We start from the raw sequence: 21111 nt of genomic DNA, 5'->3' as shown, positions 1-21111 counted from the left end.
TTGTTATATCACTGTAAGCTCAACACCCAAATAGCCACTAATAACCTTAATAAAAACTACAGTCCAAGTCGTTATAAACAAGAGCATTATTATTGAGTACATCGCACTCTGGCTGCCATTTTTATGTTTGATATTGGTGTGCTGAACTATTCCTAACTCTTGTTCGAGCTCTTTGCATCTAACGTACTTTTGATTCCGAATACTTCTGAATTGCCTTGCAAATAACCAAGAGCACAGAATTAAAAATACACCTATAAGACAGAATAGTAAGATTACAATGCCCAGCTCGTTATCTGAGATATTGTTTAATACAAAGCCTAAGAGTACGGAGCTTACACCCCAAGTTAATGTTGATACTGACCAAACTAAGTTGTCATGATGCTCAGCTGAATTTTGAGCCATTTCATATTCGATTAACTTGTTTTCATTTTTTGTTCTTCTAAATCTTCTCATAAAATCCCTTTATGATAAGTGATATAACGCCGCATTAAGCGGACTAAAATAGTGGGTTATACTGTGTAGCGAAGCGGAACGTAACCCACTGTTTTAGTTTCGTTTAAATGCCTTGTTATGTGTTTCTAAGTGACTGCGCGCTTATGAAAGCACTTGCATCTTTGGACGCTTTTGGTTCCCATTTAATTAGTAGTTTCTCTGTGTTTTTGTATATACCTGGATTCCATTCATGAACACCGTTAATAAACGATTTCAAGCACATGTAATATTGCATGTACATAATTATTCCCAATTGGTCATAAATAACACTTTCATCAAAAACCTTTTGGTTTACTTTAATTGCGACTTTCTCATACTCACTTAAATAATTGTGTATAGCTCCAAAGTCAGGTTTGAGTCTATTCTCAAATTTTGACAAGTTAGCCAAAGCCCCCTTGTTCTTAACTACCACTTTATCGTAATTTTTAGATGCTTCAAGAAAATCATTCCCACGCCAATACTCAATACACTCAATGCTAGATTCTATCTCTTTATCATGTTTGTTTTTACTCTGAATTAGTACAGCAATAATAGCTGTAATTAAGGCCACAAAGACTGTTGAAAATTGAAATAAGAAGGAGACCAACTTATCATACTTTACAAAGTAGCCATTTATATCAACTCTATACTCAATGACACAAAAGCCTGTTACCAAAACTAGAGCAATTAAGATAAAAGACCCTATCCAATAAATATATTTCATTAAAAATATCTCTCTATTGTCAATAAACCAAACCGAACACATAACGCTGCGTTAAGGTGTGAGTAACGCAATACCGATGTCGCCGCACACCACCTTAAACACTAAAACAAATGCATAGTAAAAATGCCACGCGTTACGAATCACTCTTAAACGCTTTGTTATGTGAAATTTTTCCCACTTGTTCATTTACATAAGACTCTAGATTTTCTGTATGTTCGTAGTAAATACCTAAAATATGAAGAGCCTTACTTATTGACTCTTTGTCCACTTTACCCGAAATATTCTCTTCTTCGCCACGAGCAAGAGGAAACAAGTCATCAACACTTACTTTAAGTTCGGCTAGTCCAAAGAAAAGTGTGTTGTAATATCTCCGGTTCGTTTGCGGTTTCTTACAGACACTTTCGAGTCGTGCACCATGCACTTGCAGCATATTTAGCACTTTTGCCAAATAATCACCAACTTCGGGAGTTGCATGCCGAATACACTCTTGAAACGTTTCGAAATGAGCGTCACTCAATTTAGGCACCGTAATTTCTGACATTTCGGAGCGATTTTTACTATGGTAATACGCACCTTGGAGGCTCCTTGCGCTTTCACTGAGATACTGACACAAATCATCTAACTTTTGAGGTAAGAGCGCTCTTGATGCTACAAAATCTCGTTGTCTTTGTTTTTCAACTGCTACGCTGGAAATGTTAAATGCCGTTATACTCGAAAGGAAAGCAAGTACACCTGTATTCAAAGTTTGCCAATCTAACCAAACACCATGGACATAATCCCAATCACCATAAAACCATGGCACTACACACATAAAGACAAAATAGATAATGATCGAAGGCACGCCTACATAATTTAATAGCCCAACATAAAACTTAGGCTTGAAAAGACCAAACCGATACAACGAAATTCTCCCATTTCACATAACGCCGCATTAAGGTGTGAACAACGCGACCACAAAACCCAACCTTACCACCGTAAACACTAAACTCAACGATAGAATGGAAAATGCCAAGCGTTGAGAATCACTCTTAAATGCTTTGTTAAGTGTTCAATACACCCAACCTAAACTAGACAACAATAAAACTATTGCCCCAACCCCGCTCAAAACAGGAAGGATTAGGTCAAGCATGACCCACCTTAACGATTGACTACGTACCATCATTGAGTAGTTTGAATCAAACCTTTGCATTGAAGCGTCAATTCGAATATTTGTTAAATGTTTTTCTAAGCGAGTCTGTAACGCACTAATTTCATTCAATTTGGTCAGAACTTCTTGAGAACGCGATGAATCAAGTGATTCATTGTCAAAAGCCATACTTTCGAGTTTAGCCCAAGTTTCACTGTAATTATTTAATATTGGATTAAGCGTCCTATTTTGCTCAAGCATCCAAACATAAAAATTTGAATTTTCCTGATTTCCCGCATGGTCGTAAGAGTCAAATTCATCACCAAAACGCATTCCAGTGTTACCACGAGTAACCCCAGGGTTCGTACCTGTTAGTCTGACCTTCCAGTACGAGATTTTGTTCACTACTAACCATATGTAATGAGTAAGCTCATACGACACAATCACTAATAACACGATGTAAATACTTTCTGGAGTTAAGTTATCGAAGGATAGTCCGAAAAACTTTGAGTCCGAACTTGGTATCAATTTAAGGTAAGTAAGTCCAAAAACGACCATTGAAGCAAACAACAAATTCCGACGTATTTTCTCTTCATAATCCGTCACCTCTAATGGTGTCGGATCACCCATTAACTTTTCTATTGCTTCAATCTTACTACTATCCAATTTTTTACTCATTATTCCTCTAGTACGCTTGAATTTAAAGAACACTTAACGCCCGCTTAAGTAGTGAGCAACACCATACATAAGCCTCTGCATTCCACCGTAAACACTCTACGCGACGCATAGTAAAAGCGCCACGTGTTGCGAATCTGTCTTGAAGCGTTTGTTATATGCTGTGGTACAGTAATTAAAGAGGCGGATTCCAGTCATCATTATGGATGCCAACACAACCCCCTACAGTAGGCTGTAGAATAACGCGTAACTCATTTTTCTTTATCCAGAATACTGAGCCTGTCGAACTATAATTGCTAACCTGACAACTAGCCAAATCCCCAGTTATATCGAGTACCTTATATTCTTGAGTGAGGTCTTTAAGATGGATTACTGAATCACCAATATTAATTTCAATCATTTACTTGTTCCTATTTCAGTTACTCGCCCCTAGAACATTATACGGCAAGAGCAAACGAAACGTAACTGTAATGAAATTGCAAAATATTAGAGTACTATTTACAGAAATGGCATATAACGCCGCGTTAAGTAGTGAGCAACGCCTGCCACCTAACCTAAACCATTGCACCGTAAACACAAAACTCGAATTGAACTGAGAATGCCAAGCGTTGGGAATCTGTCTTAAACGCTTTGTTATAAGGCCTTTTGCGTGGACAATGTAACTACAAACCTTGATCTGACAAGAAAAGCTCCGAATTTTCATTTAATAACTTTGAAGCAATTGCCATTACTTCATTATATGAACATCCACCAACGGCAGAACAGTAATGAGTTAGCTCCCTTGCGATATCACTCTGAGCAACTTCGACTAATGCTTGAACTCTCAGTTCTTTTTTATCTTCAGGCAAGTTCATCAACGCCTGAGTTGTATTCGCAGCTCTATGATATAGCCAGTTACTAAACTTTTGGGCGTGCTCGGGTTGAGCTCTGTTGGCTGCTGCCAAAATCAACTCTACTTGATTGGTCATTTCATATTCCTTAATTCTCGAATTAGAAGATAGAATACCATAAATAGAGAATATCCAACTGCTGCCTTATAACGCCGCATTAAGGTGTGAGCAACGCTACAACAAAACCTAACCATAACACCGTAAACACGAAACCCAACGATGGAATGAAGAATGCCAAGCGTTGGGAATCACTCTTAAATGCTTTGTTAGCATTACATTAAGTCGATATCGTGAAGAACAACATCATGCTTATGAGCATAATTATCAATACGTTCATTCAATTTCAATGCAGACTGGCGATCAGTTACTTGGTACAAGAGAGCACACAGTTGGTCATATTCTTGTACCGTAATGTCTGCTTTTAATATCTCTATATTTGCTCGAAATTTCGTTGCCTTTTCTACGGAAAATGATGTTTCCCAAACCTTTAGGGTAAGTGTTATCGCTAGTGCAGAAAGTAAAACTAGTAGCTTAAAGTACTTCGATTTAGGAGTCTTTGAATCGTCACCTTCTTTTCTTTGATTTCCACGAACCCGATTAGAACGTATAATTAAGATTGGCATCATCAAGTAAGTAACAAATGTAAGTACATATATTTCATGCAAATATGAATAATCGCTTCCCTTCCATATGTTTTTGTACAAAGAGTCCAAATAAGTTGATGATAAACTACTTAAAATTGACAAAATCCCTTTGCCGATAAAAACCAAAGCATCTGCTAGAAATAATTCCCATAAGCCACTACCCAATGCCCCTAAAAGGACAGTACCTATAATTCCTAAAGTCCACTGAAAAAACTTATTCAAAGCTACCTCTAAATTCTAATTTGTAATGCTAACAGTTCTTAGACAGAAAAATTCTGCATTTAAATACAGAATTATTCTATCTAGTTTCATATGATCGAAACTCTACCACAATTAATCACAGTATTTCAGTGACTTAAAACATAGATAGGCTCATTGAATGACAAAATGCAGAATATTTCCATATAGTATGAATTTCGCAAAAAAACCGAAGTGCTGGATATAAAAACAGCACCTGTACGCATACCCCAAACACAAAAAAGCCTGCCATCTATGCGAACATAAATGGCAGGCTTTATACGTTAGTTAAGCTTGTGAGTGGCTAGCTTACGCGGCTTCGAATGCGAGGGCTTTCTTCTCTACCTGACGGAAGATTAGCGTTAACACACCATTCACGGCTAGGTAAAATGCACCAGCAATACCGAACACGGTGAGTGTGTCGTAGGTTTGACCGTTAATACGCTGAGCGTAGCCCATCAAATCCATGATGGTGATGGTGCTTGCCAGTGATGTGCCTTTGAAGACTAGAATCACTTCGTTCGAGTAAGCTGGAACGGCGCGACGTAGTGCGTATGGCAGCAACACTTTAAGCGTTGCGATTTTGTCCATGCCTAATGCGCGACATGCTTCCCACTGCCCTGCTGGAATGGCGTTGAATGCGCCTCTGAACAGTAGCGTGCTGTATGCCGCGGTGTTCAAAGCCAATGCTAACATCGCACAGAACCAAGGTTGACTTAACCATGTCCATAGGAAGCTTTCACGAATCCAATCGAACTGACCCGGGCCGTAATACACCAAGAAGATTTGCACCAATAATGGTGTGCCGGTGAACAGCGTAATAAGGCCACGAGTGAACCAATGTATTACTGGTAATCTAAGGATCAGCGTTACTGTCATTAACAACGATAAGATACAACCAACAAGCAATGACGCGCCTGTGAGTTGAAGGCTAGTCGCTAAGCCTTCAAGCATTTGAGAGAGGTATTGTTGATTCATGCCATTGCCCCTTTGTTACCCAAACCTTGAATAGAGAACTTACCATCAATCACTTTTACCAATCTTTGTGTGATTAAAGTGATGACCAAGTAGATTGCTGCTGCTGTCGCGTACCAAGTGAATGCTTCGTGCGTTGCAGCTGATGTTAGTTGTGCTTGTTTCAGCAAATCCGTTACGCCAATTAGCGATACTAATGCGGTGTCTTTCAGTAACACTAACCATTGGTTGGTTAACCCTGGTAGCGCGTGTCTTACCGCTTGAGGTAACACGATACGAAAGAATGAACGAGACTGAGAAATACCAAGCGCGCTTGCTGCTTCTCTCTGCCCTTTGCTAACTGCTTTCAAAGCACCACGGATGGTTTGTGAAGCGTAAGAAGCAAAGATAAGTGACAGTGCAACAACACCAGATAGGAACGGGCTCACTTCGATGAAGTCGCCAGTGATCATGAACAGAACTTGTGTCGAACCAAAGTAGATAAACAGTACGACCAGAATTTCTGGTAAACCACGAACAATCGTCACAAATGCAGTCGTTGGCCATTTGATTGCAATACGACGAGACACCTCACCACTTGCAAACAAAACTGCTAGAACCAATCCAACCAATAGGCTTACGAATGCAAGCTGAACAGTCATCCAGCTTGCTTCGACGAGCCCTAAAGAGTAACCCGTTAATTCCATAAATTACTTACCGAAGTACTTGTTGAAGATCTTGTCGTATTCGCCGTTCGCTTTCACTGCTGCAAGTGCAACGTTAAGCTGGTCTACAAGTTCTTGATTGCTCTTGTTTACTGCGATACCAAAGCCGTTACCGAAGTACTCTTGGTTTGTTACTTGGTCGCCAACGTACGTTAGGTTGTCTTCTTTCTTGAACCATTCTGCTACAACGGCTGTGTCACCGAATACAGAATCGATACGACCGTTTTTCATGTCGATGAATGCATCTTGGTAGCTTGAGTAAGGTACCGCTGTTACGCCAGTCATTTGCTCAAGTAAGAAGCTCTGGTGAGTAGAACCGTTTTGAACACCAACACGCTTACCTTCTAGTGCTGCTTGGTCTGCTACTTTGCCTTCAAAAGAGATGAATGCTGCAGAGTTGTCGTAGTATGCGTTAGAGAAGTTCACTTGTTTAAGACGCGCTTCAGTGATGTCCATTGCCGAGATAGCCGCATCGTAACGTTTGAATTTAAGTGCAGGGATCAAGCTATCGAACGTTTGGTTATGGAAAGTACATGTCGCTTTCATCTCTTCACAAAGTGCGTTTGCTAAATCTACGTCAAAACCTTGAATTTGATTGTTCTCATCCATGTATTCGAATGGTGCGTAAGTTGCTTCCATTGCGAATTTGATTTCTTCTTGCGCCGCCGCGTTGAAAGAAGCAAGGCCGATAAGTGAAGCTAGTAGAATCTTTTTCATTTTGTTACTCCGAATACTGTTTGATAGCGGCCTGTGGCCATTCTTATAATTTGATTGTTTTGATCGATGTTGTGTTTAGCTAAATCTAGAGAGTTTCGTAAATCTTATGCGTTAACTCGGATTTAATGAGTCAACTAACCTAGTGAGTCAAATACTCGGCAAACTCAGGTGTCTGCGGATTAACGAATGAATCACTGGTGCCGTGTTCGACGATGTACCCTTTCTCTAGGTACAGAACGTGGCTAGCAATCTTCTTCGCGAAATCGACTTCGTGCGTCACGACCACTTGGGTAATGCCCGTTCCGCTCAATTCTTTAATAATGCTCACGACTTGGTTGGTGATCTCAGGATCAAGCGCCGCTGTTGGCTCATCAAACAACAACACATCCGGTTTCATCATCAGCGCACGTGCAATCGCAACACGCTGTTGTTGACCGCCAGACAGTTGAAGTGGCCAAGCGTCGGCTTTGTCGGCAAGTTGAAGTGTCTTTAGTACTTCTTGAGCTTGCTTAATCGCCTCTTGCTTATCCAAACCCGCAACTTTCGTTGGTGCTTCAATCAAGTTTTCCATCACAGTCATGTGTGGCCATAAGTTGTATTGCTGGAACACCATGCCGACTTTACGACGAAGTTTAAGCCCTTGCTTCTCTTGAATCTGACCAGCAAAATCGAATTGCTCGTTAGCAATGTCTAATTCGCCGTTGTCCGCAATTTCTAGCAGGTTCAAAACACGCAGTAGTGAACTCTTGCCAGCGCCGCTTGGGCCAAGCAATACCAAGGTTTCGCCACTCTCACAGTCGAAGCTGATGTCATGAAGAACTTGGGTATCACCGTATGATTTGTTGATGCTCTTTACTTGAATACTCATGCCACAATACTGCATTAATTGTCATTTGTTGGTTATTCTATTCAATCCGAGGTTTTATGCAAGAAAAATGTATAAAAAACTACTTTGTTGAATTTTTGTAATAAATATTGCACAAAAAACAGTCGCTATAACTGGTCTTACAACCAAAAATTGCAAGTCATTGATAAAGTTAATATCGAGACAAAAAGCAATCGTTTTTCTATCAATTTACAAATCATCACTCGATTGCTAAATTATGAGCGCACTCTCCTATTAACGCCTATTTACTTGCATAAAAATTAGGGTTAAACCCCTTATTTCCTATCGAACTGACTGGATCAGAATGCTTATTTTTCCTTTAAGGTCGTTTCGAATTATTCACTTAGTGGCGATGAAATATTGGAAATTGAATTTCCTAGGGAGCGTCACAGCGCAATAAATGCTTTAATGGGTTCTATTCTCAACAACAACTACTTCCCAGCGAACAACGCGCAGTACAGGTAACAAGCCATAAGCAAGAAGTAATAAGTAACAAGCCATCTATTTTTAAAGCGACAACACATTAAGGCAGTCATATGCAAAACGATGTCTCTTCTACGCTCGACTCAACTCAGCGCTCGACTCAAAAAGCGCCAGAACCCAAACCTGAGAAAAAAAGCCTCAGTATTTTGTTTGAGCTGAGTAAATTCATTCAGCCTTATAAAGGTCGTGTTATTGCAGCGTTGATCGCGTTGATCTTCACGGCGAGCTTAACCCTTTCAGTCGGACACGGTATTCGTCTTCTTATCGACCAAGGTTTTAGCCAACAATCACTCTCAGATTTAGGCAGCGCAATTCAGTTCATCATGGTCGTGGTCGTATTGATCTCGATTGGTACTTTCTTCCGCTTCTATTTGGTTTCTTCTGTTGGGGAACGCGTGAGTGCGGATATTCGTTTATCGGTTTTCAATCATGTCGTGACGCTGCATCCGAGCTACTTCGAAACCAATGGCAGTGGCGACATCATGTCGCGAATCACTACGGATACCACTCTGCTTCAAAGCATCATAGGTTCGTCGTTCTCTATGGCGATGCGCAGCGCGTTGATGTGTATTGGTGCAATCATCATGCTATTCGCGACCAATATTAAGCTAACGCTGATTGTGTTGGCGTCGGTGCCGTTTATCTTGATTCCGATTCTTGTCTATGGGCGCCGTGTAAGAGCTTTATCTCGCCAAAGCCAAGATTCTATGTCTGATGTAGGGTCTTACGCAGGTGAAGCGATTGAGCACATTAAAACGGTGCAAAGCTATAGCCGAGAAGCGCAAGAGAAAGCTTCATTCGCGGTAGAAGTGGAAAAGGCTTATGAGATTGGTCGCCAGCGTGTAAAACAGCGCGCGATTCTTATCTCTGGTGTGATTGTTATCGTGTTCAGCGCAATATCAGGGATGCTGTGGGTTGGCGGCAGTGATGTCATCAACGGCACCATGTCAGCGGGTGACTTAGCGGCGTTTGTCTTCTATGCCATTATGGTAGCTTCGTCATTAGGTACCATTTCTGAAGTAATGGGTGAACTGCAACGCGCGGCAGGTGCGACAGAGCGTTTGATTGAAATTCTACAAGTTGAAAGTCACATTGTGGCGCCTGTAGAAAACCCAACATCACTGGATAACGTGACACCAGAAGTTGCTTTTGATGATGTGACCTTCTGTTACCCATCAAGACCAGACCAGCCCGCAACAAGCAACCTCACGCTAACGGCTCATGAAGGTAAAGTGTTGGCATTGGTTGGCCCGTCAGGTGCAGGTAAAACCACCCTATTTGAACTGCTGCAACGTTTCTACGACCCACAAGTAGGTAAAGTAACATTAGGCGGTGTTGAACTGAATCAGTTTGACCCGAACGAGTTAAGAAAGCAGATGGCGTTAGTTCCTCAGCAGCCTGCTCTGTTCAGTAACGATGTGTTCCATAACATCCGATACGGAAACCCAGAAGCAACGGACGAGCAAGTGATCGAAGCGGCGAAAAAAGCGCACGCGCACGAGTTCATTCAGAACTTGCCTGAAGGCTATCACAGCTTTCTTGGTGAACGTGGCGTGAGATTGTCTGGCGGACAAAGACAACGCATTGCCATCGCTCGTGCCATCCTAAAAGATCCGAATATTCTATTGTTGGATGAAGCAACCAGTGCGCTAGACAGCGAAAGTGAACATCATGTTCAACAAGCTTTAGAAGAATTAATGCGTGGCAGAACAACCATCATTATCGCGCACCGTTTATCAACAATTAAACACGCCGACCAGATTGCAGTGCTCGATAAAGGACAGCTAGTAGACATCGGCGACCACCAGTCTCTCATCAATAGCTGTGAACTGTACCAACGATTGGTTGAACTCCAATTCAAACACCTCAGTAGCTAAGTTGTAGAGCAAAAGCGTTTAAGTCATTGGTTCACTAAAGGCTAAGTCACTGACATTGTGTGGTTTCAAGCTTCAAAAACTTAAATCACACGTGTTGCAGTTTTGTTAATTTAGCGGTAGGGTTTTTATTCCAATAACAACTTATCCCGATGAAGGATAAGCAGATAACGTTAATTACACAGATAAAAATAAGAGAGTTCGCATGGAAGCACTATTATCTGACTACCCGGTAGTAACAGAAATCCCAGTCGCTTGGGGAGAAATGGACGCACTCAATCACGTTAACAACGCCGTATATTTTCGCTATTTCGAAACCGCTCGCTTAGATTTTTTCAAGCACGTTGAGCTGATGGAAGAGATGGCGATTACCAAAGTTGGCCCTGTTCTTGGTGACACTTACTGTAAGTATTTCCGCCCAGTCACGTATCCAGATACGTTGATGATTGGCTCTCGTGTCACTGATATTCAAGATGACCGATTCACCATGGAATACGCGATTGTCAGTAAAACTCAGCAGAAACTGACGACCATAGGCACCGCGACTATCGTGATGTTTGATTTTGCTTCGAATCAAAAAGCCCTGCTCTCGCTGCGCTTAACCAATGAAATCGAAAAGATGAACACGTTGAAAAGCCCATGCTTCAAACAAGAAGCCGTGACGGAATAGCGTATTCGCTGATTCAAAACGACTCAGACATTAAAAAGGCCACTCGATTGAGTGGCCTTATGTTTATTGGTTCTGAGTGCTTATAAGCGGTTAAGACTTATAAACCTTGAACGCTCTCTACCTTGAACGCTCTCACCTTAGAAGCTATAAACCTTGAACCCTATAAGCCTTGGACGTATTGAGCATTAGTTCGAACTTCAACCATCTGCTCTAGGTTCTGTTGTGAGCCATCAACGCCGTCAATCAAACCTTGGAAGTGCTTAATCAGCTCTACTTTGTCTTGTACTTCTTTCGAGCCCGCGCCGATGTTGGTTAGGTCGATGAAGAACTCGTCGAACAGACCCGAGAAATCCGTTACAGCGTCATGGTTTAAGAACTGCTCGTGGTTGTAAATGCTTGGGTAGCCACCCTTCTGTTTATCAACCGCGAAAGAGATGCCTTTCACGTTGGTAATCGTGGTCGCTTTCTCACACTTCAACATACAACCGGCTTCAATGCTTGGCTTGTTACAACCCACAGTTCTTTGGAAGAAACACTGGCGGCTGGTCATCATCAAGATTGGGTGGTAGATGCTGTAGAACAGTTTGAAGTTCTCTGGGCGGCGAATATGACGAATCTGACCTTTGTTGATCTCGTTCGAAATGAAAGCACCAGCACAGTTCAGCTCTTCTTTCAGCGTAACCAGTGCGTGAGAGTTGGTCGTGTTCATGAACGGGCCTGCAACCCACTCAATTCCCATCTCGTAAGCTTTGTAAGCAATACCCGTGTTGTTGGTCACGATGCGAGCTGGCTTGATCTCTTCAAGAATACGAACCGCTTCGTCGTAATCTTTGCCGATTAATACTGCTGGGAACCAAGGAATCAAACGTGGGTTTGCTGCCAAGATGTCGATGTACTTGTTACAACGCTTCTTGAAGCTTTCAGGCAGTTTGAAATAAACATCCGCGTCAGTTACGTCACACAGGTGCAAGTCTTCCACATCAGCGATAAGCATCGACATGGTTGGCTTCTCGTTAACCTTTGGTTGCTGAGGCAGTGCTGGCACTTCAACATGCTTAATCACTTTCACAGAACCGTTTAAGATGAAATCGATTTCGTCTTTTAAGACCGACACTTCTTTCAAAGGAAGAATCAGACCTTCATCTAAGTTGTCGTAGTTACAGTTTTCTAGCGTATGAACCGCACTCTTCACTGATTTGAAACGCTTCTCAAGTAACGCCTGAGTAATTGCAGTCTCTTTAGCTGTTGCCAATAACGATTGAGATTGAACCGTAAAGTTCTCTTTTGGTGTGTTCACTGTCACCGTAAATGGTTGACCCACCTTAGCGCTAAACGACAATGACACGGGTGTTTTACGAATATCAAGGAACTCGATCTTGTCGCGCATTTCACTGCCTAGGGCATTTTTCGCTTCATAAAGATCGCTGGTCACTTCTTGAATTTGTACCACTGAGATTTCATTGTTCTCTTTCGTCGCTTTATCAACGGCGTAGTTCATGCTGTTGTCACGAGGATTATCAATGAACATGTCTTTCGTTAGGTTACCCTTTAGGAAAGAGTTGGTGAAATCACGGTTGAATACTTTGTGCAGGTTCGAATCGTCTTCGATCAACAAACCACTTTCTACAAAGCTATCAATTTGTTTGCGCCACGTATCAACCACTGTGTATACGTAGTGTGCGCCTTTGATACGGCCTTCAACTTTCAATGAGTCGACTTTCGCGTCAACCAATTCAGGTAGGTCGTAGTACGCTGAATTATCTTTCAGGTTCAGTGGGAACTTGTTTCCTGCATCAGTGATTTCGTATTCATCACGACATGCTTGGCTACAACGGCCACGGTTACCTGAGTTACCCACACTTACTGAGCTTGAGTAACATTGGCCAGAGAATGCGATACACAAAGCGCCATGTACAAACACTTCGGTTAGAACATCGTGGTCGTGTGCCACTTCCGTCAGCATTTTGATTTCTGGCAGGTTCAATTCACGAGACAAGTTAACGCGTGTTGCGCCAATTTTAGACAAGAACTTAATCTGGCCTTCGTTGTGTGTCGTTAACTGAGTCGATGCGTGAACATCTAACGATGGGAAATGCTTTTTCACCAAATCGAACAAACCAAGATCTTGGACGATGATGCCATCAAGCTTAGTGTTCACAAGCTGGTTCAACAGTTTAGTGATGCTCTTAATTTCATGCTCCAGCAGCACAACGTTAAGAGTCAGAAACACTTCACAACCGTATTCATGAGCAAGGCGAATCACACCATTCAACTCATCTAACGATAGGTTAGAGGCTCTGTTACGAGCGTTGAAGGTGTCTAAACCGCAATAAACCGCATTAGCACCCGCTACGATAGCTGCTTTAATCGCCTCTACATCGCCACCTGGGGCTAATAACTCAATCTTTCTGCTCATTTTTGAAGTCGCTCACTTACTTATAATTTTTAAGCCGCGTATTCTACCTACATCACGATCTCTTTACCACCTAACAACACTTTTCAAACTAAATGACCTCAATAATGCCAAACGAATCCGATTTACCTATCCTTTATTCTTTACGTCGCTGCCCTTACGCCATGCGCGGACGAATGGGCATCGCACTATCACAGCAAAAAGTGTTACTTCGAGAAATCGTTACCAAAGACAAGCCTAGCGAACTATTGGCCAGTTCGCCAAAAGGTACTGTTCCGGTATTGGTGTTACCAGATGGACAAATCATTGAGCAGAGCTTGGATGTTATGAACTGGGCACTACAGCAAAACGATCCTCAAGATCTTCTCCGTTCAAGTAATCCAACACTGAGCCAACAAGTCCACCAGCTCATCAAAACCAACGATGAAGATTTTATTGGCCACTTAGAAAAGTACAGAGCGTCTGTTCGTTACCGAAACATCGATGTTGAACAACGTCGACAAGCCTGCGAAGCGTTCATTAGTCAGCTAGAAACGCTACTCACCGAACAGCCCTACTTTTTCGGAGAAACCCCAAGCTTAGCCGACTTTGCCGTGATGCCTTTTGTCAGCCAGTTTGTACGAGTCGAAAAGAAGTGGTTTGTGCAATCTGAATATCAAAACGTAGGACGTTGGTTAAGAGCGCACTTGGAAAGTAAGCTCTACACCCAAGTCATGAAGCAATACCCTTTGTGGAATGAAACCAAGCAAGATTGTGTTTTTGGGTGACTTAAGGGAGTTTGGGGTGAGCTAGGGAAATTCAGGGTTAGATAAGGCGTGGGTATTAAGGTAATTACGTGACACTGTATCTTATTTGGAATGAACAGATATTCAAAGGCTTAACTGGTTTTTCGCAGTCTCGTTACCGATAACTACTGTCTCTTAACTGGATACTGCAGTCCTTTAACCGGATGTTAGAGTCTAAGTTAAGCCTTTTGTTTATTTTAAACTGATCACTGAATCGCTATCGAAATCTCGACTTCAGTTTCGCCTTTGTAGAATTCAAAATCTGTCGTGTAAGTTCGAACATGTGGGCAATCCTGCGCATTGAAATACGCCCATACTTCGCCCCATAAATCGATAACCGCTTGCGGCAATTCACCGTCAGCAGAGAACGTTAGGTACTTACCGGCTTCAATTTCGGTTTCAACTAGGTCATCTAAATTGTTATCCGTTAGTGCATTGGTACACGCGATAACATCAAACTCACCAGTAAAATCCGATTCGTAATTAGTGTAGACACCATACACCTTTGAATCTGGTGTCAGTTTAGGAAAAGCTTGGTCGAAAAACCCTTGCCACAGTTGACCTATTTTCGCTTTAGCTGGGTCCATTTCATTAGTATTGGTCGTTCTCACTGCGAACCCGTATGCCTTCACGGCTTCAATCGTTTCAACTTTCATCTGTTTTCATTCCTAGCCAACGTTAGTTTCAGCATATTAAATCAATACTTAGTCTTCAATCTCTTTATGGCCGCACTTCTCACACACAAGATGACGAGAAAATTCATCCATTGACGCGATAAACGGGCCAAGGAACCAACCTTTTATCATGCCTGCCCAAAACTCGCTTCGCTTTTGGTTAGGTTTGTCTGCAAACGCACTCGTCTTTCTGACCAACACAACAACGTGTTGTGTGTCTTCTCTGCACGCGGTGCAATAGCATTGTTCTATGGTGTTATTCATTTGAAAGCCTATGACGTTTTGAATGAAATCTGCTGAAAATGAGGATTGTCGACACAGACTTCTAGTGTGGAAAGATCAGTGAGTACGACAAGTTGTTCTACACCTTGAATACTGACCTTAATGCACTCTTCACGGCTATCATTGTGTTGAGTATCTAATCCGACACATTCAATCTGCTCGCCAGACTTCAGCGTTAATTTGATTGGGTATCGGTGCATACACACAATCTCAATATAATCGTAATCGTTGCAACTAATCATAATACCCCTCCAATTCATCCACCACGCTAATGCGACACGCCATACTATGCAATATGCATATAATCAATCATTTACCTACATCACATTGATGTTCGTCCGCAACTAAACTTGTTTCTAAATTTACTTTTAAAGCTAATTCTAAACTTGCTTCTAAACTTGCTTCTAAACTTAGCTTAATCTCGCTTTATCCATTCACGTTTCTTCTACTCACATCCGCTTATTCTTTCATTGTTAAATAATAATCGAGAACAAAACAATGAAAACCATAGACCATTTACACGTGTTAGCTTTCTTAGGTTTAGTCGCTTCAATAATGGCGTTTAATGCGAGTGCCGCCTCAGAAATCGATGCGAGCCACTTCGCCAATGGTAAAACCAAATACCGACAGCTTTGTCAGGTGTGTCATGGCGACAAAGGACACGGTGATGGCCCCACTGCCGCTTCATTGCCACACAAGCCCGCCAATATCGCTAATAAACTAGGCGGCTTTTTTACCAGTCCAAGTTCTGTGGCGGATGACATTTTAGAGGGTAACGTAGAACAAGGTATGCCAGCGTGGAAAGGTACAATTACCAAGCAAGATGCTCTGGATATTCTGACGTACGTAGAAGCTATCCAATAGTAAACGCTGTTCCATTCGCCTTTTGAACCGATATATCGGTTAATACTCCTCGTTCTATTGCGCTATCTATTTGATTGATTACACTCAATTTAATGGATAGTGAATAATATGGAATGTTATGACTCTCAAACCCTTAGCCATCAGTTCTTTGGTGCTATTTTCTACGACAACACACGCCGTCAGCTTTATCGATGAAATTGATGGCCAACTCGATATGGGAGAATACCTCGCAGAAAATGCCTACGGCTTTCTTCCTGTTCCAATTCTGATTACAGAGCCTGCGGTAGGATACGGTGGCGGCTTCACTGGTATCTTCATGCACGAATCTGAAGAGCAAAAAAACACGCGTAAAGAACTCGCTGAAAAATCCATCGATGGTGGCGCGCAGCTTCTCACCCCTGCAATCACTGCGATTGGCGGCTTTGCGACAGAGAATGGCACTTGGATGGCGTTTGTTGGTCATAAGCGCAGTTGGAATGAGGACTCAATACGCTACCTTGGTGGATTAGGTTATGGCGATATCAACATGACCTTTTATAGACAAAGCTCTCCGAATGCCTTGTCTCCACTCGCTCCAAACGAAGGTGTTGAGCTAGGACTCAAAGGCATGGGCGGGATACAGAAGATCCAATTTAGAGTGCCCGACTCCCAATGGTTACTTGGGTTTTCTCAACAGTTTTTCGCACCAACACTCTCACTCAATAATCATCCTAAAGTGCAAGAAATCTTAAACAACATTGGCAACACGTCACCGACCTCTTCCGGTTTGGGTCTAATCGCTGAATACGACAGCAAGAACAGCTTCTTGAATCCGACGCAAGGCTACAACTATGTCGCGGAATACCTTTGGTTTGGTGATGCGATTGGCAGTGACTACACCTACCAAACGTTTAATGTGGAAGGGCTGAACTATTGGGAGTTAAACAAGGAGTGGAACCTAGCATTGCGAGGACAGTACAAATCATTGTCGACCAATGAACGAGTGCTTTCTCCTCAATATTACCCAGACATTGAACTGAGAGGTATCGCCCGTAATCGTTATCAAGGTGAGCACACGGTCGCGGCAGAAGTTCAAGTAAGCAAACAATGGACACCACGCTGGTCAACCGCTGTGTTTACGGGAATTGGTTATGCAGGTGACAGCGATAAAGACATGTTTGATCAAAGCTCTCACGCGGCTTACGGCGTTGGTTTCCGTTACCTTATCGCAAGACGCTATGGTCTAATTTCGGGGATTGACCTCGCGTTCAGTGAAGAAGATACCGCGCTCTATTTTCAAGTTGGCGCTGGTATCTAGCTCACGTGCGTTTATTTAGGCGCACTTGTAATTTCAGCGAGCCTGAATTTAAGATTGCGCGAACGCCTTCCAATATTGGTACAAACCGTCGATATCTGAAGAACACATCAATGGCATCGCGCCTTTGATTTGTTCTTCGCTCCACTCCCACCATTTCATTTCTAACAACTGAGTAATTTCAGTTTCATTGAAACGATAACGGATGTGACGCGCAGGGTTTGAACCAACAATCGAGTATGGTGCAACGTCTTTAGTCACAACCGCTCGACTTGCGATAATGGCTCCGTCACCGACCTTAACACCACTCATGATCATGGCTTCTGTGCCAATCCACACATCGTTACCAATCAAGGTATCACCAGAGCGTTCGAAGCCGTCTATCGCATCTTCAAATTTCTCGTCGTCTTGATAGAAGAACGGGAAGGTACTCACCCACTGATTTTGGTGGCCTTGGTTGCCCGCCATCATAAATACGGCGCCAGAACCAATCGAGCAATAGCTACCGATGATCAGCTTATCGATGTCGGTTCTATCCGGTAATAAATAACGCGCACAGTCATCAAAACTATGGTTATGGTAGTAACCCGAGTAATAGCTGTGCTCGCCCACGTTGATGTTTGGGTTGGTCACTTGTTCTTTGAGTGACTTTCCGACAAACGGACTCTCAAAATAGTTTTTCATGTTTGTACTCTTAGTTTCGTTCTTTTAGTTAGGTACTTTTGTTGCGTGTTTATGGTTTTTACTGATCTATCTTAGTGTAAAAGCTAACGAGCCCTATCGCCCGCCCGCAATATCAATAAATGAACCAGTTACATAAGAAGCTTCGTCTGACAGTAACCACGCGATAGAGTTAGCCACCTCTTCTGGCGTGCCACCTCGTTGTAATGGTAACTGCGAAGCTAGTCTGTCTACGCGATCAGGCTCTCCGCCGTCTGCGTGCATTTCGGTGTAGATACAACCCGGCCTTACGCCATTCACTCGGATATTACGTGCAGCCAATTCAAGCGATAAGCCTTTGGTTAGTGAATCCATCGCACCTTTCGATGCTGCATAATCGACATATTCAAACGGCGCTCCTGTGCGAGAAGCAGCAGATGAGACATTCACAATAGAACCTGCACCGTCCGCTTGTTTGATAAAGGCTTTACTGCACAGGAAACAGCTTGATACATTCGATTTCATCACCTTCTCAAAGCGATCCAATTCGATATCAACCAATGGTGACTGGGTAAACAAGATCCCGGCATTATTGACCAAGTGAGTCACTGGGCCCAGCTTGTTACGTGCAATCTCAAATAAGGATTTCACGTCCGATTCAACAGACACATCCGCACGCACGCTTATCGCGGTTCCGCCTTGTTCGCGAATCTCGTTCACTAGATCTTCAGCTCGCGACTCATTGTGTATAAAATTAACGCATACGGCATAGCCTTTACTGGCCAACAATTTAGACGTCGCTGCGCCAATACCTCTGCTTCCGCCTGTTACAATCACTACCTTGCTCAATGAAACCTCCTAATGCCACTTGTTTGTTATAACCTAATTTTTCGATGAAACCTGATCGTTCGATATAACCTGATTATTCGATACGACCTGGGTTTTCATTACAAACTGATCGTATCGATATAAACTAATTGCTCGATACAACCTGAACCCACTGCGATCGCCACGCCGGCGCTTCGAACGGGTCTGGCCAAAACTCAGTTTGCTTTTGAATAAAACCATCAACCACCGTGTGAAAGGTAATCACTCGGTCTTTCAATACACTGTCAGTAACCGAAACGTCTGTTACTACGGAATCTCCTTCACAGACAATCGAATTGAGGGTGAATTTCCAAACACCATTGGCTGGGTATTCAGAGTTGATTGCAGTGAAGTTGTGGCGGCCTACCGTCAATTCAGACGACTGAGGCCAATAGCCTTCAAAATCTGCGGCTAGCCATTCACTCGCCTTTGCAAAATCATTACTGCGCATTGCATCCCAAAAACCTAATACCACTTGTTTTGGTGTCATTATTCTTCCTTAAAATCATTCAGGTGTGGTGATTTTTATACGTACTTGCCGATTATCGTTAAAAGATCATCGACATGGTTGGCAATATAATCGGGCTTGGTTTGCCAGTTTTCAGGCTCAGATCGGCTATAACCGGCGGCCACGGCAATCACTTTTGCGTTCTTACTCAATGCTGCTTCAATATTGCGAGCAAACTGTGTGTCCGCTTCATGGTCACCGATGTACATCAAACAAAGCTCGTTAGACTGATCGGCGCCAAATATGTTCTCAACACATTTCACTCCACCAAATGGATGTGGTTTTTGGTGGCCGTTCGAGACATCGTCATAGCCCACTACCGATTTAAACAAATCGCCAATGCCATAACTGTCGAGTACACCACGAATATTCAATTGAGAGTTTTGAGAACAAATCCCATGAGGAAGATGAGCAAACTGACTTACCACAGTGTTCATCCCGTCAAACAAGGTGACAGCAGTTTGATTTTTCTCTTGATGCTCTGCCCACATTCCACCGGCGATCAGCATTTCGTCATGTGATAGGCCATAATAATCGACATATAAAGCTTGCCAGTTTTTAGCACCGTGGTTGGCTTCGTGATAAAGCGTTTCGCTGAGCAGATATTTAGGTAAGTTCTCACCTGATAAGTGTGGCGCGACCACAGAGATAATATCTTTAGTAATTGCGATATTCTTTGGAACTGAATTCACTAAGGTTCCATCGTAATCCCACAGGATGGCATCTAACTTCATGGGGTATCTCGTTGTTTAAATTGACGATTTAAATTTATCACTTGAAGCCCTGTTAAGGGAAACCTTATTGTCTTGAGTTTCAAAATTAGTCTAATTAGAACAAAGCAATAAAACAAATAATTGCTAGCAAACAAAAACCAACAATCTTTACTCACATCACTGCTTTATCAATTGGAATATATGCGTATAATCCCCCGCTCTATAACGCTACCTAGCATAGGAATAGCGTCATCCCAAATTTTGTGAGTACCCAATGTCGAAACTATTTTTCAAAGGCCGTATCGAAACAAGACAGAACCACGTTCTTGCTGGCTACAATGTAAACCGCGATGTTAAAGTGGGTACTGAAGAGTCACCAGTTGCGGTAATGGTTCAAACTGAAGATCGTAAAGCAGAAGTTGAAGCAATCGCGGCTGAGCATTCAATCTTTGTTACTGTATCTGTTGATGCAACTAAAGAAGAAAACACGCTTGAGTTCGACACGTTGCTAAACAAGCCAAAAACAATGACGTTCGAAAAGACACCTAACCGTAACGACCCATGTTCTTGCGGTAGCGGTAAGAAATACAAGAAGTGTTGTGCATAAGGCTTCTCACTCAAACTGCCAATAGCACGATGAGTTAAGTAATACCTAACGGGAAGATCATTGAGGTCTTCCCGTTTTTATTTGCCTAAGCCAAACTCACAAACTCAGTCTAGGTTGTCTGGTGTATTCAGATATGTTCCACATTGGGTACATTTGTAATCACCTGTCGCGCCCGAACCTGTTACACCAAAAGATAGAAGCTCCGATAAAATTCGTTGGAGTAAGCTCGGTTCTTTATCTTCAGCTTGTGGTGCCTTTTGCACTTGGCTACTGAACATCGTGTACCTATGCAGTGTAAGTTCCTTACAGTTACAGCAGAACGCTCTCGTCTTCTCACTTCCATACATAATATCTATAGCCTTAACTCA

26 protein-coding genes are annotated in these 21111 nt (G+C 42.5%); 6 read left to right on the top strand and 20 right to left on the bottom strand.

The features are described 5' to 3' along the window. Nucleotides 1-3 precede the first annotated feature (3 nt). The 11 genes from AC3CID_RS07955 to artP form a co-directional block, all read right to left on the bottom strand. Entirely contained in the window at nt 4-453 is a 450-nt protein-coding gene (locus AC3CID_RS07955) for a RipA family octameric membrane protein (protein ID WP_488527247.1), read from the bottom strand. A gap of 115 nt (nt 454-568) precedes the next feature. Then, nucleotides 569-1195 carry a DUF4760 domain-containing protein gene (locus AC3CID_RS07950; RefSeq protein ID WP_488527246.1) on the bottom strand — a complete coding sequence of 209 codons (627 nt, stop codon included), beginning with the start codon at nt 1193-1195 and terminating at the stop codon, nt 569-571. Between the two features lie 133 nt (nt 1196-1328). After that, entirely contained in the window at nt 1329-2096 is a 768-nt protein-coding gene (locus AC3CID_RS07945; RefSeq protein ID WP_488527245.1) for a hypothetical protein, read from the bottom strand. Between the two features lie 147 nt (nt 2097-2243). Beyond that, complete coding sequence (locus tag AC3CID_RS07940) at nt 2244-2999, bottom strand: hypothetical protein (RefSeq protein ID WP_488527244.1); 756 nt, start codon at nt 2997-2999, stop codon at nt 2244-2246. Nucleotides 3000-3171: 172 nt separating this feature from the next. Further along, nucleotides 3172-3396 (bottom strand): hypothetical protein, encoded by a 225-nt coding sequence (locus AC3CID_RS07935; RefSeq protein ID WP_488527243.1) that lies wholly within the window; start codon nt 3394-3396, stop codon nt 3172-3174. A 262-nt stretch (nt 3397-3658) separates the two neighbouring features. Further along, the gene (locus AC3CID_RS07930; protein ID WP_488527242.1) at nt 3659-3964 is read right to left on the bottom strand and encodes a hypothetical protein; all 306 of its coding nucleotides are present in this window, start codon (nt 3962-3964) and stop codon (nt 3659-3661) included. A gap of 194 nt (nt 3965-4158) precedes the next feature. After that, nucleotides 4159-4752: a hypothetical protein gene (locus AC3CID_RS07925; protein WP_488527241.1), complete on the bottom strand. Its 594-nt coding sequence runs from the start codon at nt 4750-4752 to the stop codon at nt 4159-4161. A gap of 324 nt (nt 4753-5076) precedes the next feature. After that, the gene (gene artM / locus AC3CID_RS07920; RefSeq protein ID WP_017074936.1) at nt 5077-5745 is read right to left on the bottom strand and encodes an arginine ABC transporter permease ArtM; all 669 of its coding nucleotides are present in this window, start codon (nt 5743-5745) and stop codon (nt 5077-5079) included. After that, nucleotides 5742-6428 carry an arginine ABC transporter permease ArtQ gene (artQ, locus tag AC3CID_RS07915; RefSeq protein ID WP_488527240.1) on the bottom strand — a complete coding sequence of 229 codons (687 nt, stop codon included), beginning with the start codon at nt 6426-6428 and terminating at the stop codon, nt 5742-5744. The genes artM and artQ overlap by 4 nt, the downstream gene beginning before the upstream one ends. A 3-nt stretch (nt 6429-6431) precedes the next feature. Further along, a complete protein-coding gene (locus tag AC3CID_RS07910; protein WP_488527239.1) occupies nt 6432-7163 on the bottom strand; it encodes a lysine/arginine/ornithine ABC transporter substrate-binding protein in 732 nt (243 codons plus the stop codon). Nucleotides 7164-7302: 139 nt separating this feature from the next. Next, nucleotides 7303-8031, bottom strand: a complete 729-nt coding sequence (gene artP, locus AC3CID_RS07905; protein ID WP_004733840.1) for an arginine ABC transporter ATP-binding protein ArtP — start codon at nt 8029-8031, stop codon at nt 7303-7305. A gap of 554 nt (nt 8032-8585) precedes the next feature. Between artP and AC3CID_RS07900 the strand changes: the two genes are divergently transcribed. Beyond that, complete coding sequence (locus AC3CID_RS07900; RefSeq protein ID WP_488527238.1) at nt 8586-10409, top strand: ABC transporter ATP-binding protein/permease; 1824 nt, start codon at nt 8586-8588, stop codon at nt 10407-10409. 202 nt (nt 10410-10611) lie between these two features. Next, nucleotides 10612-11076, top strand: coding sequence for an acyl-CoA thioesterase (locus AC3CID_RS07895; RefSeq protein ID WP_016786146.1), 465 nt, complete (start codon nt 10612-10614; stop codon nt 11074-11076). A 160-nt stretch (nt 11077-11236) separates the two neighbouring features. Here AC3CID_RS07895 and AC3CID_RS07890 read toward each other — a convergent pair whose 3' ends face one another. Then, a complete protein-coding gene (locus AC3CID_RS07890) occupies nt 11237-13492 on the bottom strand; it encodes a peptidase U32 family protein (protein ID WP_054546343.1) in 2256 nt (751 codons plus the stop codon). Between the two features lie 173 nt (nt 13493-13665). Here AC3CID_RS07890 and AC3CID_RS07885 point away from each other — a divergent pair, with 173 nt between their 5' ends. Further along, nucleotides 13666-14256 carry a glutathione S-transferase gene (locus tag AC3CID_RS07885; RefSeq protein WP_488527285.1) on the top strand — a complete coding sequence of 197 codons (591 nt, stop codon included), beginning with the start codon at nt 13666-13668 and terminating at the stop codon, nt 14254-14256. Between the two features lie 224 nt (nt 14257-14480). Here the strand turns inward: AC3CID_RS07885 and AC3CID_RS07880 are convergent, their stop codons facing one another. Genes AC3CID_RS07880 through AC3CID_RS07870 form a run of 3 tightly spaced genes read right to left on the bottom strand, consistent with a single transcriptional unit; the run spans nt 14481 to nt 15472 of the window. Then, entirely contained in the window at nt 14481-14930 is a 450-nt protein-coding gene (locus AC3CID_RS07880; protein WP_488527237.1) for a GyrI-like domain-containing protein, read from the bottom strand. A gap of 48 nt (nt 14931-14978) precedes the next feature. Continuing rightward, complete coding sequence (locus tag AC3CID_RS07875) at nt 14979-15212, bottom strand: hypothetical protein (protein WP_488527236.1); 234 nt, start codon at nt 15210-15212, stop codon at nt 14979-14981. 8 nt (nt 15213-15220) lie between these two features. Beyond that, entirely contained in the window at nt 15221-15472 is a 252-nt protein-coding gene (locus AC3CID_RS07870; protein WP_237299052.1) for a Rho-binding antiterminator, read from the bottom strand. 256 nt (nt 15473-15728) lie between these two features. Between AC3CID_RS07870 and AC3CID_RS07865 the strand changes: the two genes are divergently transcribed. Further along, the gene (locus tag AC3CID_RS07865) at nt 15729-16094 is read left to right on the top strand and encodes a c-type cytochrome (protein ID WP_488527235.1); all 366 of its coding nucleotides are present in this window, start codon (nt 15729-15731) and stop codon (nt 16092-16094) included. A 118-nt stretch (nt 16095-16212) separates the two neighbouring features. Continuing rightward, nucleotides 16213-17391 carry a BamA/TamA family outer membrane protein gene (locus tag AC3CID_RS07860; protein ID WP_488527234.1) on the top strand — a complete coding sequence of 393 codons (1179 nt, stop codon included), beginning with the start codon at nt 16213-16215 and terminating at the stop codon, nt 17389-17391. Nucleotides 17392-17439: 48 nt separating this feature from the next. Here AC3CID_RS07860 and catB read toward each other — a convergent pair whose 3' ends face one another. The 4 genes from catB to AC3CID_RS07840 all read right to left on the bottom strand — a co-directional run bounded on the left by catB (nt 17440) and on the right by AC3CID_RS07840 (nt 20157). Next, the gene (gene catB, locus AC3CID_RS07855; protein WP_488527233.1) at nt 17440-18072 is read right to left on the bottom strand and encodes a type B chloramphenicol O-acetyltransferase; all 633 of its coding nucleotides are present in this window, start codon (nt 18070-18072) and stop codon (nt 17440-17442) included. Between the two features lie 93 nt (nt 18073-18165). Next, a complete protein-coding gene (locus tag AC3CID_RS07850) occupies nt 18166-18897 on the bottom strand; it encodes a glucose 1-dehydrogenase (protein WP_017090681.1) in 732 nt (243 codons plus the stop codon). Nucleotides 18898-19021: 124 nt separating this feature from the next. Then, nucleotides 19022-19405 (bottom strand): nuclear transport factor 2 family protein, encoded by a 384-nt coding sequence (locus AC3CID_RS07845; RefSeq protein WP_488527232.1) that lies wholly within the window; start codon nt 19403-19405, stop codon nt 19022-19024. 35 nt (nt 19406-19440) lie between these two features. Further along, nucleotides 19441-20157 (bottom strand): HAD family hydrolase, encoded by a 717-nt coding sequence (locus AC3CID_RS07840; RefSeq protein WP_488527231.1) that lies wholly within the window; start codon nt 20155-20157, stop codon nt 19441-19443. A 253-nt stretch (nt 20158-20410) separates the two neighbouring features. Here AC3CID_RS07840 and AC3CID_RS07835 point away from each other — a divergent pair, with 253 nt between their 5' ends. After that, nucleotides 20411-20743, top strand: coding sequence for a PBPRA1643 family SWIM/SEC-C metal-binding motif protein (locus AC3CID_RS07835; protein ID WP_065205255.1), 333 nt, complete (start codon nt 20411-20413; stop codon nt 20741-20743). A 104-nt stretch (nt 20744-20847) separates the two neighbouring features. Here the strand turns inward: AC3CID_RS07835 and AC3CID_RS07830 are convergent, their stop codons facing one another. Further along, a complete protein-coding gene (locus AC3CID_RS07830; RefSeq protein ID WP_029222243.1) occupies nt 20848-21090 on the bottom strand; it encodes a hypothetical protein in 243 nt (80 codons plus the stop codon). Nucleotides 21091-21111: the final 21 nt, after the last annotated feature.

It is taken from the genome of Vibrio sp. QJM3NY_21 (assembly GCF_057785975.1).
Note: the sequence above shows the minus strand (reverse complement) of the source record. Positions and strands in the feature narration are given on the sequence as shown.

What these genes read in the sequence shown, in the direction of transcription:
- AC3CID_RS07955 (WP_488527247.1), bottom strand. Translation starts at nt 453, where the DNA reads ATGAGAAGATTTAGAAGAACAAAAAATGAAAACAAGTTAATCGAATAT.
- AC3CID_RS07950 (WP_488527246.1), bottom strand. Translation starts at nt 1,195, where the DNA reads ATGAAATATATTTATTGGATAGGGTCTTTTATCTTAATTGCTCTAGTT.
- AC3CID_RS07940 (WP_488527244.1), bottom strand. Translation starts at nt 2,999, where the DNA reads ATGAGTAAAAAATTGGATAGTAGTAAGATTGAAGCAATAGAAAAGTTA.
- AC3CID_RS07935 (WP_488527243.1), bottom strand. Translation starts at nt 3,396, where the DNA reads ATGATTGAAATTAATATTGGTGATTCAGTAATCCATCTTAAAGACCTC.
- AC3CID_RS07930 (WP_488527242.1), bottom strand. Translation starts at nt 3,964, where the DNA reads ATGACCAATCAAGTAGAGTTGATTTTGGCAGCAGCCAACAGAGCTCAA.
- artM (WP_017074936.1), bottom strand. Translation starts at nt 5,745, where the DNA reads ATGAATCAACAATACCTCTCTCAAATGCTTGAAGGCTTAGCGACTAGC.
- artQ (WP_488527240.1), bottom strand. Translation starts at nt 6,428, where the DNA reads ATGGAATTAACGGGTTACTCTTTAGGGCTCGTCGAAGCAAGCTGGATG.
- AC3CID_RS07910 (WP_488527239.1), bottom strand. Translation starts at nt 7,163, where the DNA reads ATGAAAAAGATTCTACTAGCTTCACTTATCGGCCTTGCTTCTTTCAAC.
- artP (WP_004733840.1), bottom strand. Translation starts at nt 8,031, where the DNA reads ATGAGTATTCAAGTAAAGAGCATCAACAAATCATACGGTGATACCCAA.
- AC3CID_RS07900 (WP_488527238.1), top strand. Translation starts at nt 8,586, where the DNA reads ATGCAAAACGATGTCTCTTCTACGCTCGACTCAACTCAGCGCTCGACT.
- AC3CID_RS07895 (WP_016786146.1), top strand. Translation starts at nt 10,612, where the DNA reads ATGGAAGCACTATTATCTGACTACCCGGTAGTAACAGAAATCCCAGTC.
- AC3CID_RS07890 (WP_054546343.1), bottom strand. Translation starts at nt 13,492, where the DNA reads ATGAGCAGAAAGATTGAGTTATTAGCCCCAGGTGGCGATGTAGAGGCG.
- AC3CID_RS07885 (WP_488527285.1), top strand. Translation starts at nt 13,666, where the DNA reads ATGGGCATCGCACTATCACAGCAAAAAGTGTTACTTCGAGAAATCGTT.
- AC3CID_RS07880 (WP_488527237.1), bottom strand. Translation starts at nt 14,930, where the DNA reads ATGAAAGTTGAAACGATTGAAGCCGTGAAGGCATACGGGTTCGCAGTG.
- AC3CID_RS07875 (WP_488527236.1), bottom strand. Translation starts at nt 15,212, where the DNA reads ATGAATAACACCATAGAACAATGCTATTGCACCGCGTGCAGAGAAGAC.
- AC3CID_RS07870 (WP_237299052.1), bottom strand. Translation starts at nt 15,472, where the DNA reads ATGATTAGTTGCAACGATTACGATTATATTGAGATTGTGTGTATGCAC.
- AC3CID_RS07865 (WP_488527235.1), top strand. Translation starts at nt 15,729, where the DNA reads ATGAAAACCATAGACCATTTACACGTGTTAGCTTTCTTAGGTTTAGTC.
- AC3CID_RS07860 (WP_488527234.1), top strand. Translation starts at nt 16,213, where the DNA reads ATGACTCTCAAACCCTTAGCCATCAGTTCTTTGGTGCTATTTTCTACG.
- catB (WP_488527233.1), bottom strand. Translation starts at nt 18,072, where the DNA reads ATGAAAAACTATTTTGAGAGTCCGTTTGTCGGAAAGTCACTCAAAGAA.
- AC3CID_RS07845 (WP_488527232.1), bottom strand. Translation starts at nt 19,405, where the DNA reads ATGACACCAAAACAAGTGGTATTAGGTTTTTGGGATGCAATGCGCAGT.
- AC3CID_RS07840 (WP_488527231.1), bottom strand. Translation starts at nt 20,157, where the DNA reads ATGAAGTTAGATGCCATCCTGTGGGATTACGATGGAACCTTAGTGAAT.
- AC3CID_RS07835 (WP_065205255.1), top strand. Translation starts at nt 20,411, where the DNA reads ATGTCGAAACTATTTTTCAAAGGCCGTATCGAAACAAGACAGAACCAC.
- AC3CID_RS07830 (WP_029222243.1), bottom strand. Translation starts at nt 21,090, where the DNA reads ATGTATGGAAGTGAGAAGACGAGAGCGTTCTGCTGTAACTGTAAGGAA.